The organism is Desulfosediminicola ganghwensis (genome assembly GCF_005116675.2).
GTDB lineage: Bacteria > Desulfobacterota > Desulfobulbia > Desulfobulbales > Desulfocapsaceae > Desulfopila > Desulfopila ganghwensis.
This window is the reverse complement of sequence record NZ_CP050699.1, coordinates 1,786,230-1,801,539: the sequence shown is the minus strand read 5'-3', so window position 1 is coordinate 1,801,539 and position 15,310 is coordinate 1,786,230. Positions and strand designations below refer to the sequence as shown.

Below are 15,310 nucleotides of genomic sequence, written 5' to 3'. Positions count from 1 at the left end.
TAATGACATACCCAAGTATATACCCCACCGGTGCCACCATCTATAACCCCGATAAATGCTTTAACGGCTACACCGTCTTTCAAGCCAAAGAGCTTGGCGCCCTGGTCATCGACATGAACGGCGGGGAAATAAAACTCTGGAGAGGGTTGCACGGTTTTCCCAACAAACTCCTGAAAGGTGGCCAGATGCTTGGCCACACCGGTGAACGCTCCACGCTCTTTGGTATGCAGGATTACCGCGACCTGATCCAGGTGGACTGGGACGGAAACGTGGTCTGGAAGTTCAACGAGTACGAATATATCGAGGACCCGGGCGAGCAACCCCAGTGGATGGCAAGGGTGCATCACGATTACCAGCGCCAGGGTAATCCAGTCGGCTACTACGTGCCGGAGATGGATGCCCAGGTTGATGGTGGCAACACCCTCATTCTTGGACACAAGAACCTGGTCTGCAAAAACATAAGCGACAAAAACCTGCTTGATGACACCATCTATGAAATCTCCTGGGATGGAGAAATTCTCTGGGAGTGGGTCTGCAGCGAACATTTCGAGGAATTCGGCTTTCGGGAAGATGCGAAAAATGCCCTGGCCCGCGATCCGAACATGCGGCCCTGCGGTGGTGGCATGGGTGACTGGATGCATCTCAACTCCATGTCACAGCTCGGACCGAATAAATGGTATGAAGCAGGTGATACACGTTTTCACCCGGACAATATCATTGTCGATGGGCGTGAAACCAACCTGATTTTCATCATCAGTAAAGAGACTGGCAAAGTGGTCTGGAAGGTAGGCCCCTACTATGACCATACCCCGGAGAAAGACCTGGAATGGATTATCGGCCAGCACCACGCCCACATGATCCCCAAAGGGTTGCCGGGCGAAGGCAATATCCTCGTCTATGATAATGGCGGCTGGGCCGGATATGGCAGCTGCCATCCGGCAAGCCCGACCGGGACCAAAAATGTTCTGAGAGATTACTCACGGGTTCTGGAATTTGACCCGATCACTTTGAAGATCGTCTGGCAGTATACACCCCAGGAAGCAAGTCTGGTTCATCCCACCGACAGTAATCGCCTGTACAGCCCCTTTATCAGCTCAGCCCAGCGCCTTCCCAATGGCAACACCCTTATTACCGAGGGGAGCGGCGGCCGGTTGATCGAAATCACCGCCGATCATGAACTGGTCTGGGAATATATTTCGCCCTACTGGGGCAAAAGCTTCAACATGAACATGGTCTACAGGGCCTATCGTTACCCCTACGACTACATTCCCCAGGTCGAGGTACCTGAACAGGTGGAGATAGTCCCTGTGGATGTGAAAGATTTCAGGTTGAAAGGGGCGAGCCCGAGAGGAGCGAAATCTGAGACCAGCGTTGACGGAGTTGTTCCCTACCAGACTTCACCAGCGCTCTGTGTCCTCTCTGACTCTGACCCAGAGTAGACCCGGGTTCTACAATTTCTTTCGAATTGAGCGAAACCAAATATACAACTTCCCCCTACTCGAATTAAGGAGAACACCATGAAAAAAGCACTGACATTTTTCACTCTCGCCTGTTTGATGCTCATGCCCCTGATGGCACAGGCCCAAGAGTGGTCCCCCAAGCATCCGGTAAAACTGCAAATTGGTTTTGGCGCAGGTGGTTCAACCGATATCATGGGGCGCCTGATTGCCGCCAAAATTGAGGAAAATACCGGCTGGAACGTTGTTGTTGAAAATAAGCCCGGTGGTGGCGGAATCGCCATGCTTTCCACTTTGATGCGGCAGAAGCCTGACGGGCAGACCATTGGCCTGGGTGTTAACATGCCAGTCCTGCTGAACCTTGCTCATCGCGGTGACAAATTGCCATTCAAAATCGATAGCTTTGATTATATCGGCACCATCCTGAGGGGCGAAATCGCCATGGTGGCCCGAAGCGATGCCCCGTTTAATAACCTTGAAGAGCTGCTGAGCTTTGCAGCCGAGTCAAAAGATGGCATCACTGTTGCTTTTGATGCCAAGCCACAACAGATGGTAATGGAACCCGTAGCGGAACAGGCTGGAGTAAAATTCAAGTTTGTTACCCATAAGAGCGGCGCCGAGCAGATCCAGTCAGTTCTGGGCGGACACACCACCATCGCCCTGCCCGCTGGTGGCCACATCAAATATGTGAAGAGCGGTGATTTAAAAATGATCGCTTCTCTCAGTAAAGATCGGCACTCATATGCGCCAGATGCAAAGACCCTTATTGAAAGCGGCTACAACTTTAGCCTGGAACCATATTTTTATATCGCAGCTCCCAAGGGATTGCCCACTGAAATAAAAGACGCTTTGGCCAAGGCGCTGGATGACGCAGTCAACTCAGACAGCGTCAAGGAGGCCCTGTTCAACACCTTGACTGCCACCGCCAGAAATCTCGGCCCTGAAGGAACCCTGGAAATGTTGCAGCAGGGTGAAATCGATATTCTCGCCCTGGTGAATAAAGACAAAGAAAAGGAATAGCCTGCATTTCTCATCAGCTCACTCCAGGTGAAAAATCAGTGTAGAGTTCCGGCATATTGCCAGTAGCGCGCTTCACTGATTTTTCCACCGACACAACACAGTGAAACACCATGACGCTCAATCGATTATCCGGGATTTTGACCGCCCTGCTCGGCCTTGCTCTGCTCTTCTGGGTCATCCCCAACCATACCGAAACCACGGATTATGGTTGGCTGCGGCCAGCAACTCTGCCCAATATTGCTGCAATCATTATTGTCGTATCTGGTTGTATTCATCTCATTTTCCCTAAAGGAAAAGCTGAAATTGATTGGCGCATTACGACCCGGGTACTTCTCTTTCTCGGAATAGGCGTTCTGGGGCTCTGGCTGATGTCGCGGCTGGGATTTGTTATTGGTGCGCCTGTTTTGATGCTTGTGCTGATGCTCGTTACCGGGGAACGCCGATACCACTGGCTTGCAATCGGTATCATTGTGCTTCCCTCTTTAACTTGGTTTTGCGTAGATTTTTTACTGAAGAGACCGCTCCCGTAACAACCACCATTATCCATCACATGCTATGAAAAATACGGGCCATCAATGATTGATATTAGCACTATACTCGCAGGGTTTGCCGATGCACTTACCCTGCAGAATTTCTGTTTTGTCTGGCTGGGAATCATAATCGGCCAACTGGTTGGCGCTATTCCCGGTGTCGGGCCTGTTATGGCCATGGCGATTGCGATTCCCTTCACCTTTGTGCTCGACCCCCTGGCCGCAATCGGAATCCTGATGGGCATCAGCAAGGGCGGTCTGGTTGGCGGAGCCATTCCTGCCATATTGATTAACACCCCGGGCACCGCCGATGCAGCGGCCACCACCCTGGACGGCTACCCCATGACCCAGCAGGGAAAGCCGGAAAAGGCAACAAAGATGGCGCTCTACTCTTCTGTGACCGGTGATGCCTTCAGCGATATAGTCCTCATTACCGTAGCACCGATCATTGCCACACTCGCCTTGAAAATGGGCCCGATTGAAGTGTGCGCCCTGATGATTTTCGCCTTTTCGATTATCGCCGGGCTGGTAGGCGATTCCATGGCCAAGGGCATCGCCGCCGCAGCTCTGGGGCTGTTCTGCGCCACAGTCGGGTTGGACCCGGAGAACAGTACTCCCCGATTTATCTTCGGCCATTTCGAGTTATATGACGGCCTGCCTCTGGTATCTGTCGCCCTCGGTATGCTGGCTGTGGCAGAAATTTTCCGCAGGCTTGCCATGATACAGGGCAAGATCGGCTCCGCCATAACCATCCCCAAATCGCAAAAAGCTGAAGACAAGAGAGTCAGTTGGCGCGAATTCTGGGCCTGCCGTTATACAATTTTTCGGGGGTCGATAATTGGTACCGTGCTGGGGGCAATTCCCGGGCTGGATTCATCCGCAGCATCATTTATGAGTTATGCCACGGCAAAGCAAACCTCGAAAGAACCGGAGAGCTTTGGCAAAGGCAACATTCACGGCATAGCCGCAACCGAATCCGCGAACAGCGCAGTGGCCGGTGCCAACCTGATCCCCCTGCTCACCCTGGGAATACCAGGCAATATCGCCGCAGCCCTCATCATCAGCGCGTTGATGATACATGGTGTACAACCTGGTCCTTTGCTCTTCGAAGAGCAGGGCCAACTCATCTATGGGCTGTTCGGTATTCTGCTTATGGCCAATGTGCTCAATCTCATTTCCGGGCTATTCGGTTTAAGGCTCTGGGTACGAGTTATCAAGGCCCCGGAATCGATCATATTTCCTGCAGCCTTGCTGCTCTGTACGGTCGGGGTTTATCTGGCAACCGGCGGATTGTTTGGTGTTGCCGTCATGTTTATTTTTGCAGTTCTCGGCTTTCTGATGGGTAGTCTGGGCTTTTCCGTGATTGTCTTCGTAATCGCCTTTTTTCTTGGTGAACGATTCGAACTTTCTCTCTCACAATCACTGAATATCATAGACGGCAATTACCGGGTACTGCTGGAACATCCGGTAGCCCTTCTATTCCTGGGGCTGGCACTGTTTTCTATTTTCTGGTTTGGCCTGCGAACAAGACCAAGTGAAGCGACCGAAGCATAATTCTAAAACTATCCCGGATTTCTCATAAGAAATCCGGGCCAGAGATCAGCTCCCCTGCATCTCAAATCTGCTCATGCAGGTCAGGCCGGGTACACCAGATTCTCCTCACCGATCCGCTCAAGCACCTCTTCGAGATACTTCTTTCCTTCCCGTCTGGCTCCCTCCAGATCCATCAGTCGATAATTTCCACACTCTATCGGGGTAGCCCCGGGAATGGCATCATCGAATTCTGCAATCGCTTTGAAGAGTTCTGTCATAAGCGGCACGATATCCGGTGACGCGTAGTTCCCTCTGAGCAACAGGTAAAACCCTGTCAGACATCCCATAGGTCCGAAATAGATTATCCTGGCCGCAAATTCCGGATGGTTTCGTAAAAACGTGGCACCGATATGTTCTATGGTGTGTGCGGCAGCCGCTTCAAGTGCCGGTTCGTTATTCGGCTCTTTCAGGCGCAGGTCAAAGGTAGCAATCACCTCACTTCCCACATGGTCCCTTCGGGAGACGTAAATTCCTCTTTTCAGCCGGGTGTGATCTATCTTAAAACTTTCTATCTTTTTCATTGCTCGTATCAGTGAATATTTTCGATCATATGGAGCACGGTGTTAACGGAGTTGCCGGCAACACTCTGCATGGATTGCGAATAGGCGCAGGGGTTGTTGTCGGCGTGAACCTTATCTGAAATAGAACGGATAAGAACAAAGGGGATACCAAACAGAAATCCCGTTTGCGCCACCGCTGCACCTTCCATCTCCACAGCCATTGCACCAGGAAACTTTGTCGATATCTCCGCAATCTGCTCAGAAGTATGTATAAAGCTATCTCCAGAGAGAATCGAACCGTGATGTACAGCCACATCAGCTAGTGTATTGCAGGCCTGGCTGGCCAGATCGATCAACCTGTTGTCAGCCTTGTACGCCGAAGGCATTCTCGGAATCTGCCCCATTTCATATGCAAAGGCTGTGGCATCCGCATCGTAGTGACGAACTTCTGTGGAGATGACAATATCACCAATTTCAAGCTCGCTGGCGAATCCGCCGGCTACTCCAATGTTAATTAAATAATCAGGCATAAATTTTTCAAGCAGCATTGTGGTGCCCACCGCCGCGTTCACCTTGCCGATTCCACAAAGGGTCACTCCAACTTCAACTCCTTGTAGCTCTCCCTTCCAGAAATTGAATCGCCCTATATTGATTTCAGAGGATTTTTTGAGTTTTTCAGACAATAAGGCTACTTCCTCTTCCATTGCCGCCACGATTCCTATTTTCATCTGCAACCTTGTTTTTTAATAACTTTACTCAACGATAAAAAGAACGGTGCTAGCATAATCCAACCACGAGTGGTAAGTAAAATTAATCTTTGTTACCGTTTCGATCACTCAAACTTACCGAAAACCACATATGCTGCCAGACTTGAATAGACTCAAAGTTTTCTATCACATCTTTAACGAACAGAGCAGTACAGCTGCGGCAAAAATCCTGAACATCACCCAGTCGGGAGTGAGCCAGCACCTGAAAAAGCTCGAGGATGAACTGCAGACCAGACTCTTTACCCGGGTAAACCGTCGACTGGTGCCGACCACTGCTGGCTGTGAATTGTATGAGATAGTGAAGAGCTTCATGGTTTCCCTTGAAAATGGTGTGAAGCATTTCGATAAATCAAAAGATACCCCCTCCGGCTTGCTGCGAATCGGTGCCCCATCGGAATTTGGTACGACCTATTTCCCAACAATCCTGGCTGCCTTTAGCAGGGAATATGAAGAGGTTTCTTTTCAGCTGGAACTGGCAGACCCGCAAACATTGTTTAAGATGGTCTCGACCGGTGACCTGGGTTTTGCCTATATAGACATCCTGCCCATCTTTCTCGATACCGCAGATAGAATGAAGACCTACAGAATAGAACCTCTGCTCGATGAAGAGTTCATCCTGGCCTGCTCAAAGGAATATTATGAAGAGAATGTAGCCGATGGCAAATATGAAAAATTGACCCAACTGAGCTTTATCAGTTACAGAACCGACCTGGCCTTGTTTCGCAGCTGGTTCAATCTGCACTACGGAAGTGAACCAGCTGCACTGAAACTGATACTTGTCGCCGACAGCGCCCGAACCATCATTTCTGCCATAGAAGAAGGTATGGGCGCGGGTATCATCGTCAGTCATTTGGTCAGCGAACAGTTGGAGACGGGTTCGATAGTCCAGATAAGGCCCACCAAAAAAAAACTCACCAACACCATAGCCTGCGTCGGACTGAAGAATAAGGAATTGAGCTTGACCGAGCGGTGTTTCCAGGACTATTTTCGAGAAAAGCTGACCAATCTTAACGGCCTGAAGTGCCTCAAATAGTGTAGATCAGTTCCGGTTGCGATGTGCCACCCACTGCAGGACAGACTGTAATTTTTTAATATCAACAGGCTTGGATAGGTATCTGTCCATCCCTTTATCGAGAAAAGTCTCCTGATTTCCCTTCATGGCATACGCGGTGAGAGCAATTACCGGTATACCTCTATTCTCATGTCCTGCTTTACCCTGGCGGATAGCCTGAACGGTTTCGAGTCCATCCATAACCGGCTTCTGGATGTCCAGCAGTACACCATCAAATCTGTTGTGAGCCAAAGCCTGTAGTGCCTCAACGCCGTTTTCCACACTGGTAACCTTGCAACCGTCCCTCTCCAGCAGCCACTTCACGGTTGTAGCGTTGATGGGGTCATCTTCCGCTACAAGAATATCCAGACAGACAGGGCTGTGCTGAACATCGACCTCCGGTTCAGCCAACGGCTTTTGCCGGTACAAACATTCCCCAAATGTTACACAGAAGCTGACAGTGGTTCCTACCCCTGGCTCACTTTCGAAAAAGATGTCTCCCCCCATCAACTTTACCAGCCGTTTACAGATGGCAAGTCCCAGCCCTGCCCCAAATTTTCGTATACGGTCAACATCGCCCTGATGAAATGGTTCGAAGAGGAGGTCTATCTCTTCCGAGGCAACACCAATGCCGGTATCAATAACCGTAAACAGCACCCGGCTCTGCCCTGGCTGATGAGACGGCAACGGATAGACCTCCAGCTTCACACTGCCTCTTGTCGTGAATTTTGCGGCATTACTCAACAGATTATTGAGAACTTGCTGGAGGCGTGAACCATCACCAAGAACCATCTGGGGTATCGACGGATGGAACGAATTGGCAAGTTCGACCTCCATCTGCTTGAAGGTGATCTGAAAAAGATCACATACCTGCCCGACACTCTGCGCCAGATCGAATGGTTTCTGGTTCAGAGGCATTTTACCCGCTTCCACCCGCGATAAATCCAGGATATCGGACAGCAACCCCGTCAAACGATTGGATGATTTTAAAGCAATCTGAATATACTCATGCTGCTCACGGGTTAAATTGGTCTGGTCAATCAGTTGAAGCATACCCATAATACCGTTGAGCGGAGTCCGCAGATCGTGACTCATATTTGCGAGAAACTCAGATTTGGCAACACTGGCTGCCTCTGCCTCCTGCTTTGCCTGCAACAGATCATCTAAAATTTTCTGTTTTTCTTCAGCGTACTGCGTAAAGGTATTTGATAACGCCATGGCCTGAAAATAGGCCACGGCCAGCGCCAATGCCAGGGCAAATCCCAGAGCCAGGGCCACCGCGAAATACGCTGTTATCAATGGACTGTGGGCACTCGCCAGAGGCTGATATACTAAAACGTTCCATTCTAAATGGTGAACCTTGACCATGGTTCCGAGCATCTGTGTACCATGCAGTTCAAATGACATGGAAGATTTTGAACTGCCAGCTGATCCGGCTTGAGGCAACTTGCTGAGATCAAACTGTTGCCCCCAGGACTCCTTGTTTGAATCTGCAACAATTCGACCGTTCCCATCAAGCACAATGGTTACGGTATCCCCGGTCCCCGACAGATTACTGATCAATTCTGAAAATCTGAGCAAGCTGATTTCACCTGTGATGGAATGTCCTGAGAAAGGGACTTTCAGGGCCACCGCCAGGCTGTTACTCACCGTCGACAGGAATGTTTCCGACCAGAACAGATTATTCGCCGCATCCTCTTTAAAAACAAATTGTCTCCCTGAAAGGTCAATCCCCAGCAGATCATCTCTCTTTAATCGGCGTATATCCGGTGATTTGTCAGCCAACCCTACGTAGCAGATAGTCTGCTCCGGGTTTGATGTAATATACGTGGTTTCGAAAAGATCACCGCTTCCGCACTGGGAATCGAGTAAAAGCGTTACATCCGGAGAGTGCCACTCATCTTTTTCTTCAAAGAAATCGGCGAGAGCAAGAAGTTGCCTTTCACCTCCCTGCAGATGGGCAGATATTTGACTGGCTACCGAACGGGCCATGCTTTCATGCTGACCAGCAATCTGTCTCTTCATCTCTGGAACGAGGAAGTTCAGGACAAGCCAGCTGGTAATGAGAATAGGTAGAATTGCAACTACTGCAAACTTCAACGAAAGATGTTTGTGGAGAGGTGTGACAGTTTTCAAGCAATCAATCCAAGACGATAAATTTTCGGTTCCGAACTACACTGATGTTAGCTTTTGATCTTTGTACGTCTCCAAACTCATCAAAACGAATATCGCCTTGCAACCCGGGAAACTGCCCAATAGAATCAAGAGTCTCTTTCAGTCTATGGTTCTTCTTCTGTTTTTCGAGAGCAGTAAACACCACCTGGGCTGCGTCATACGCATATACTCCGGGGAAGCCGGGCTCCCTTTTGAAGGTGTTGAAATACTCTTTTCTGAAAGCCTGATACTTCTCTCCCGAATACATTCTATCGAACGTCTGAACAACCAGTGTCCCCTCGATGGCACGACCACCCAGCTCGAGTAGTCGTTCAGTCGCTCCCCAATCAGAGAGCGATATCGGAATATCAGTATCTACTTTTCTGATCTGCTGGCAAAACAAGGCAGAATCCATGGAATTGGCTATAATGAGAATTCCATCTGCTTTATGGCTCAGCAGTTCAAGCGCAATTTCTATAAACGATCTCTTCTGTTGCTTTTCAAAACCTATTTCAGCTACTATTTCACCACCGTTTGAAACAAAGTACTGTTTGAAAATATTCAACCAGTTTTCAGTGAACGAGCTATTATCCTTGTCGAAAACAACGGCAATTTTCCGTATCTCTGTCGCACGTATGTGATAGGCGGCACTCTTGGTTGCATACTCCCGGGTGGTTGAGCTCACTCTGTAAAAGTAGTCGATCTGGCCTGAAAGGTGTTGGGTGGTAGCAGTCGGGCTGACTGCGGGGATTTGATGCTTATCCAGTACCGGGGTAATCGCCATGGCCATATCGCTGGTCATGGGCCCGATTATTGCCACAACTCCTTCATCGATCAACTCCTGCACCGATTTCCTTGCAATTTCAGGTTCCTGCTGATCATCTTTGATGACAAGATCCAGCCGCTGGCCGTTTATACCACCGTTACGGTTGTACTCTTCAACCAGCATCTGAACTGCGTCACGACCTGAAATGCCAAGATCCGCAACTTTCCCGGAGGTCCCTGCGATAAAACCCACCTTTATTGGTGTCTCATCCCGACAACCGCCCGCCAGAATACACAACACCAAAACGAGAATGGTCCATCGTCCGGCAATGGACCACAACCCAGCTGATACAATCAAGCAAACCGGTTCCGGTGTACTGGCTTGCCGCATACCCTGAGCACCCCTTCGCTTCAATTTTCCGCATCCTTATGAGATAATGATTAAATGTAATCAACTATATAGCCTGACAAAAATCAAACATTCTTCTCACCCACAATTGCAGCTTTTTTGTTTAACTAAAGAAAACAGTTACATAGAACCAATTCTTATTACCTTTTTTTTGCTAAAAGCAGGATTTACTGATGCAATGCCCTCCTTCAGCTTCACATTCCCGGTCTACTTTATAAACCAGAACTTCAGGCCTCTATACACATTCCCGTCTGCTCCCAAATGCCATTCATACGTTTTATAACGGCCTGATGCTAATTTGATCAGGACAAATCTCTCAGACATCACTATACTAAGGGGACTGTTTAAGTGGTATCCTGCCGCATGCGCTACGACGCTTGCCCCTGTAATTGGCCGAATACTATATCTATCCTGCCTGCCTTCACCACTCGTACCTGTTGCGCCTCTTCAAAGTGTGCCGGAACATCAGGACTATATACTGGTTCTGATCATTTAGAGTAGGTGAGATGCAGATACAAAATGACACCAGCACTACCTTTCGTTTACGTGTCCGAGACCATTAGTTCTCAATACAGCACGATTTGCCACAGTGGCTTTCTCCGACGGGTTTCGTAAGAGTTCGCCAGAAACGCAACCATAACGTTTTAAGGTATTAGGAAAAAATACTGCTATGAGTGACTCAGATTTTTCGCATTTGCCGCTTTCAGCTGCAATGCTCCACAACCTTCAGGAACTTGGCTTTAATTCCATGACACCTGTCCAGGCAGAAAGCCTCCCGCATATCCTCGATAACCTCGATGTAATTGCCCAGGCAAAGACCGGCAGTGGCAAAACCGCTGCGTTCGGTATCGGCTTGATAAGTAAACTGGACGTTACAAAATTCAGAGTTCAGTCTCTGGTGTTATGCCCAACCCGGGAACTTGCAGATCAGGTTGCCAAAGAGTTGCGTCGGCTGGCACGTGCAACCCATAATGTGAAAATTCTCACTTTATGTGGAGGTGTCCCTTTTGGTCCCCAGTATGGTTCACTGCTGCACGGGGCCCATATAATTGTCGGAACTCCGGGGCGGATATTGAAACATCTCGGCAAAAAGAATCTTTCCCTCAAGGATCTGGATACGCTGGTACTCGATGAAGCAGACCGTATGCTTGACATGGGTTTTATCGACGACATAGATGAGATTATCTCCAAAATGCCGGAAGAGAGACAAACACTCCTCTTTTCAGCGACCTATCCGAAGAAGATTTTGAACCTGAGCGCCACAATCCAGAATGAGGCGGTCAGCATTCAAACCGTTTCAGCAGAACCTGCGAACAAGATTACAGAATACTTTTACCAGGTACCCAAAAGCGAAAAGCTTTCTGTACTGATAAAGACAATCGCTCACCACAATCCTGGCAATACTCTGGTTTTTTGTAATACCAAAATCGAAGCGCAGAATGTCGCTGAAGAACTCCATGATGCTGGCATTGATGCCCAGCCATTACACGGAGATCTGGAGCAGATTGAGCGAACTGATGTACTGGTCCAGTTTGCCAATAACAGTTGTTCAGTTCTTGTGGCCACCGATGTGGCGGCGCGAGGTATTGATATCAAGGAGCTGGAGATGGTGATCAATTACGATGTCCCCCTCACCAGAGCGGTCTACACCCATCGCATCGGCCGAACAGGTCGTGCAGGCAAGGAAGGTATTGCTGTTACCCTGTTCACAGATAGTGAAGCGCGTGAAGTGGAAGAGGAGTACCGCCACGAAGTGCGCCGATTTGAGGCTGTGGATTCATTGGCCGAAGTCGAGAATTTCACTCTCACCCCACCCAATTCCACCCTTGTCATAGAGGCGGGGAAAAAACACAAAATGCGGCCCGGCGATATCCTCGGTGCACTCACCGGCCAAAAGGGAATAGCAGGAAAATATGTGGGGAAAATAGATGTCTACGACCGCCAGAGTTACGTGGCAATTGACAGCAGCGTGATCGATAAAGCGCATAAACTGCTCAAACATGGCAGGATCAAAGGGCGGACATTCCCCGTCTGGGTATTTGGAGAATCGACACAGGTAAATCCAGTCAATGTCTGGGAAACGATAGCACTCAACTCAAAAAAGATGTAGCTATCTGATCACAACTGATCTGTGAAAACCGGCAGATCAGTTGTGTTTCGCGCTTTTCCACACATCACCACTCTTACGTATTTCACGCTTCTTCATGGATATGTAAAGATTTTCAACTTTGGTCCGGGCCCAGGGAGTTCTTCTCAGGAGTTTGAGGCTTGATTTCACCGTAGGATTGGTGGTAAAGCACTTGATCTTTATATACTTTCCTAATTTTTCCCAACCGTAATCAGCCACCAGGGCATTGAGAATCTGCTCCAGGGTGACTCCGTGCAGGAGATCTTTCGTTTGTCTGTCAGTCATTTATGGGTACCACTTGAGATAAAGGATGAATCAGCTTGATAGCAAAGCAGACCTGTAGTGTGTCTGAGACAATATAGCAAGGGAATATTGCCTTTGGCGTGCTCTGAACACTACCTTTCTTTTGGGGAGAAAATCCATCCCTGATGAAGAGCCATTAGCGGACTATTGAATTGTTTGCCCCCTTTCTTCAATCAGAGAGATTGCATCCCTCAATGCGAGATAATAATCCTGCATCATGACTACCTAAGAAGATAACTCCATGAAATACATGCTGAGCTGGAAACTCGAGCCGAAAAACCATCAACCTGCCGGAGTAGGTCCTGAGACATCACTTTTCATAATGTCCCTCTGGCAACTGAAAAATCCCGGTTACTCCAGCTCCACAATCTCCCCCAGCTTCGGTACAAGATATTGCGCTTCATCAAGCTTACGTTCTTCAATCAAGTCCTGTAGATCCTGTATGGCCAGCCCCGGTGGCTCATCCCCCAGTCTGAAGGTGCCCCACTGGGTCGGAATGAAATAGTCTGCACCAAGATCCTCAAACGCTTCCACCGCCTCTTCGACATTCATATGGGGATAATGCATAAACCAACGGGGATGGTAGGCGGTGGTCGGCATCAGGGCGTAATCGATCTTTGGATACAGCCTGCCGAACTCCTGGAAACCGATAAAATAGCCGCTATCACCCCCCAAATAGATCACCTTGCCGCCCGCCTCGATCATAAAACTGGCCCAGAGAGTCGTATCACGCCCCTGGCCTATTCGCCTTGACCAGTGCTGAGCTGGCAGGCTGGTAAGTCTCCAGCCGTTGAACTTCTTTTCATCCCACCAGTCATATTCAACCACTTCGCCCTTGTGATATTTCTGCACATAACTCCGCAGGCCAAGGGGAACGTGAATACGGGACTGTTCAGGTAATGCCTTTATGGTCCCGACATCCAGATGGTCGTAGTGATTATGGGAAATAATAACCTGCAGGGGAAGATCCAGACCGGCAAGTTCTTCCATATTCATGGCAGGCCGGGTTTTACGTTTAGGGAGCAAGGCCCTGTCGGAGAGAATGGGATCGGTGAGAAAGTAGATGGAGTCGATTCGGATGAGAAACGTGCCGTGTCCTATCCAGACTAAAAAATCCTTATCAGCTTTAAGTTGTTCAATGCGGTCAAGCAGTTCCGGTATCAACTCTGGCAGGTACTCTTCCGCCTCATCGGTATATTCTTCTTTCGTTGAGAGCTGCCAACGGATTAATCCACCAAATCCCCGGGTACTTCCCAGCCAGGGGTTAAAGAACACACCATCACGCTGGTGTTCGCTGTAAAGATCCTCAACCTGCATCCCGGCAACGCTTTGTCGCCAGGCACCTTCGTCAAATGGCCTGGGGTCAAGCAGGCAGGCGGAAAGCAGAATCAGCGTTGCAACAACAACAGCAATGCCCTTCCAGTTAATCATAATTCTATTTCTCGTTTCCGATAATTTTCAATTGCCGGCAATGAGTTGGTTTTACGTACGATAGCCATCGAGGGTAAAAAGAGCAATATCGTGCAAGACTAGGAAGCAGTTACTTTGTTATGGTTACAGTCATGAAAACAACAACTGATATTTCAATTACAGAACAGGTAGAGGCGGCTGATAGCCTGTCGTCCCAGCTCAAGGCCGGATTTATCGCCAACCTTGTGGTTGCGGCCAGCGTTGCTGCCTACGGAAGTGTGCTTGGCCTGATCGCAGCTAAAAAGGGATTAAGCTGGGTTGAGCTTCTGGTTATGAACCTCTCGGTATTCGCCGGATCGGCCCAGTTCGTGATGGTCGATATGTGGCTGCCGCCATTACCTATCGCAGAGATCACCCTGGCGGTGCTGGTAATTAACATGCGCTACCTGCTAGTTGGCGCCTCGCTGGAACCGCTCTTTGCAGAAAAAACACTCAAAGAGAAGATGGTGTTCATCCATCTAGTCGCCGATGAAAACTGGGCCATGACCATGGCCAGATTCCGCAGAAAGGAACTAACAACCGTCTGGTTCCTGCTGGGTGGTGGAATCTGTGTTCAGGGAGCATGGTGCGCTGGAACCATGGCCGGGCATAGGCTCGGAACTGTCATCAGTAACCCGGAACAGTTCGGCCTGGACTTTGCCTTTGTCGCAGTTTTCACCGCGTTGGTTTTCAGCTTTTGGCGCGGACGTCAGGATCTTTGGCCTTGGATTGTAACAGCGTTGCTGGCCTTTATTGCCGAAAAGCTGATCCCCGGTAAATGGTACATTCTGGTTGGTGGAATTGGTGGAGCCTTGCTTACCGCGATTATGCCTGTCAGCCACCAGCAGAAAAGCCAGGGAGAAAAGAACAATGGTTGATTCAGCTATGATCTATGCGGTAATAGCGGCCGCAGCAGTGGCGACCTACAGTCTTCGTCTGGGCGGTTTGCTCCTGGCCGGACGCTTACCGAAAACCGGAAAATTCAGAAGATTTATGGACGCCCTGCCTGGCACAATCCTGCTCTCCCTTATTGTTCCCGCAGCATTCGCCGCAGGCTTCTGGGGTTGGATAGCTACCGCCTGCACCGCTCTTTGCAGCCTGCGCACAGGCAATATCTTTGCCTCGATGGTGATTGGGGTGACGATTGTGGCTGTGAGTCGCTATTTCGGAACGTAACTGCCAGT

The 15,310-nt window shown here is 49.4% G+C and carries 14 protein-coding genes; 8 read left to right on the top strand and 6 right to left on the bottom strand.

Going from position 1 to position 15,310, the window contains the following annotated elements; all coding sequences use genetic code 11:
* Window positions 1-2: 2 nt before the first annotated feature.
* The 4 genes from FCL45_RS07620 to FCL45_RS07605 all read left to right on the top strand — a co-directional run bounded on the left by FCL45_RS07620 (window position 3) and on the right by FCL45_RS07605 (window position 4,561).
* The gene (locus tag FCL45_RS07620) at window positions 3-1,439 is read left to right on the top strand and encodes an aryl-sulfate sulfotransferase (protein ID WP_136797371.1); all 1,437 of its coding nucleotides are present in this window, start codon (window positions 3-5) and stop codon (window positions 1,437-1,439) included.
* A 78-nt stretch (window positions 1,440-1,517) separates the two neighbouring features.
* Entirely contained in the window at window positions 1,518-2,477 is a 960-nt protein-coding gene (locus tag FCL45_RS07615) for a tripartite tricarboxylate transporter substrate binding protein (RefSeq protein WP_136797372.1), read from the top strand.
* 110 nt (window positions 2,478-2,587) lie between these two features.
* Window positions 2,588-3,007 carry a tripartite tricarboxylate transporter TctB family protein gene (locus FCL45_RS07610; RefSeq protein WP_136797374.1) on the top strand — a complete coding sequence of 140 codons (420 nt, stop codon included), beginning with the start codon at window positions 2,588-2,590 and terminating at the stop codon, window positions 3,005-3,007.
* A 45-nt stretch (window positions 3,008-3,052) separates the two neighbouring features.
* The gene (locus FCL45_RS07605) at window positions 3,053-4,561 is read left to right on the top strand and encodes a tripartite tricarboxylate transporter permease (RefSeq protein ID WP_136797376.1); all 1,509 of its coding nucleotides are present in this window, start codon (window positions 3,053-3,055) and stop codon (window positions 4,559-4,561) included.
* An 80-nt stretch (window positions 4,562-4,641) separates the two neighbouring features.
* Here the strand turns inward: FCL45_RS07605 and FCL45_RS07600 are convergent, their stop codons facing one another.
* Entirely contained in the window at window positions 4,642-5,121 is a 480-nt protein-coding gene (locus FCL45_RS07600) for an S-ribosylhomocysteine lyase (protein ID WP_136797378.1), read from the bottom strand.
* A gap of 8 nt (window positions 5,122-5,129) precedes the next feature.
* Complete coding sequence (locus tag FCL45_RS07595) at window positions 5,130-5,828, bottom strand: 5'-methylthioadenosine/adenosylhomocysteine nucleosidase (RefSeq protein WP_136797379.1); 699 nt, start codon at window positions 5,826-5,828, stop codon at window positions 5,130-5,132.
* Between the two features lie 130 nt (window positions 5,829-5,958).
* Between FCL45_RS07595 and FCL45_RS07590 the strand changes: the two genes are divergently transcribed.
* Window positions 5,959-6,900, top strand: coding sequence for a LysR family transcriptional regulator (locus FCL45_RS07590; protein ID WP_136797381.1), 942 nt, complete (start codon window positions 5,959-5,961; stop codon window positions 6,898-6,900).
* 6 nt (window positions 6,901-6,906) lie between these two features.
* On the opposite strand, the gene FCL45_RS07585 is transcribed toward FCL45_RS07590, so the two are convergent.
* Window positions 6,907-9,054, bottom strand: a complete 2,148-nt coding sequence (locus tag FCL45_RS07585) for a hybrid sensor histidine kinase/response regulator (protein ID WP_136797383.1) — start codon at window positions 9,052-9,054, stop codon at window positions 6,907-6,909.
* Between the two features lie 4 nt (window positions 9,055-9,058).
* Window positions 9,059-10,195 (bottom strand): ABC transporter substrate-binding protein, encoded by a 1,137-nt coding sequence (locus FCL45_RS07580; RefSeq protein WP_228721454.1) that lies wholly within the window; start codon window positions 10,193-10,195, stop codon window positions 9,059-9,061.
* Between the two features lie 721 nt (window positions 10,196-10,916).
* Between FCL45_RS07580 and dbpA the strand changes: the two genes are divergently transcribed.
* Window positions 10,917-12,356, top strand: coding sequence for an ATP-dependent RNA helicase DbpA (gene dbpA, locus FCL45_RS07575; protein ID WP_136797387.1), 1,440 nt, complete (start codon window positions 10,917-10,919; stop codon window positions 12,354-12,356).
* A gap of 36 nt (window positions 12,357-12,392) precedes the next feature.
* Here the strand turns inward: dbpA and FCL45_RS07570 are convergent, their stop codons facing one another.
* Together FCL45_RS07570 and FCL45_RS07565 are read right to left on the bottom strand one after the other, a co-directional pair.
* On the bottom strand, window positions 12,393-12,659 hold the full coding sequence (locus FCL45_RS07570) for a VF530 family protein (RefSeq protein WP_136797389.1): 267 nt from the start codon (window positions 12,657-12,659) through the stop codon (window positions 12,393-12,395).
* 369 nt (window positions 12,660-13,028) lie between these two features.
* A complete protein-coding gene (locus FCL45_RS07565) occupies window positions 13,029-14,108 on the bottom strand; it encodes an MBL fold metallo-hydrolase (protein ID WP_136797390.1) in 1,080 nt (359 codons plus the stop codon).
* Window positions 14,109-14,239: 131 nt separating this feature from the next.
* Between FCL45_RS07565 and FCL45_RS07560 the strand changes: the two genes are divergently transcribed.
* Both FCL45_RS07560 and FCL45_RS07555 read left to right on the top strand, forming a co-directional pair.
* Window positions 14,240-15,004 (top strand): AzlC family ABC transporter permease, encoded by a 765-nt coding sequence (locus FCL45_RS07560; protein ID WP_136797392.1) that lies wholly within the window; start codon window positions 14,240-14,242, stop codon window positions 15,002-15,004.
* Window positions 14,997-15,302 (top strand): AzlD family protein, encoded by a 306-nt coding sequence (locus tag FCL45_RS07555; protein WP_136797394.1) that lies wholly within the window; start codon window positions 14,997-14,999, stop codon window positions 15,300-15,302. Before FCL45_RS07560 ends, FCL45_RS07555 begins: the two co-directional genes overlap by 8 nt.
* Window positions 15,303-15,310 lie beyond the last annotated feature (8 nt).

Excerpts from the sequence above, each read along its gene's own strand:
- FCL45_RS07620 (WP_136797371.1), top strand. The coding sequence starts at position 3 with ATGACATACCCAAGTATATACCCCACCGGTGCCACCATCTATAACCCC.
- FCL45_RS07615 (WP_136797372.1), top strand. The coding sequence starts at position 1,518 with ATGAAAAAAGCACTGACATTTTTCACTCTCGCCTGTTTGATGCTCATG.
- FCL45_RS07610 (WP_136797374.1), top strand. The coding sequence starts at position 2,588 with ATGACGCTCAATCGATTATCCGGGATTTTGACCGCCCTGCTCGGCCTT.
- FCL45_RS07605 (WP_136797376.1), top strand. The coding sequence starts at position 3,053 with ATGATTGATATTAGCACTATACTCGCAGGGTTTGCCGATGCACTTACC.
- FCL45_RS07600 (WP_136797378.1), bottom strand. The coding sequence starts at position 5,121 with ATGAAAAAGATAGAAAGTTTTAAGATAGATCACACCCGGCTGAAAAGA.
- FCL45_RS07595 (WP_136797379.1), bottom strand. The coding sequence starts at position 5,828 with ATGAAAATAGGAATCGTGGCGGCAATGGAAGAGGAAGTAGCCTTATTG.
- FCL45_RS07590 (WP_136797381.1), top strand. The coding sequence starts at position 5,959 with ATGCTGCCAGACTTGAATAGACTCAAAGTTTTCTATCACATCTTTAAC.
- dbpA (WP_136797387.1), top strand. The coding sequence starts at position 10,917 with ATGAGTGACTCAGATTTTTCGCATTTGCCGCTTTCAGCTGCAATGCTC.
- FCL45_RS07570 (WP_136797389.1), bottom strand. The coding sequence starts at position 12,659 with ATGACTGACAGACAAACGAAAGATCTCCTGCACGGAGTCACCCTGGAG.
- FCL45_RS07565 (WP_136797390.1), bottom strand. The coding sequence starts at position 14,108 with ATGATTAACTGGAAGGGCATTGCTGTTGTTGTTGCAACGCTGATTCTG.
- FCL45_RS07560 (WP_136797392.1), top strand. The coding sequence starts at position 14,240 with ATGAAAACAACAACTGATATTTCAATTACAGAACAGGTAGAGGCGGCT.
- FCL45_RS07555 (WP_136797394.1), top strand. The coding sequence starts at position 14,997 with ATGGTTGATTCAGCTATGATCTATGCGGTAATAGCGGCCGCAGCAGTG.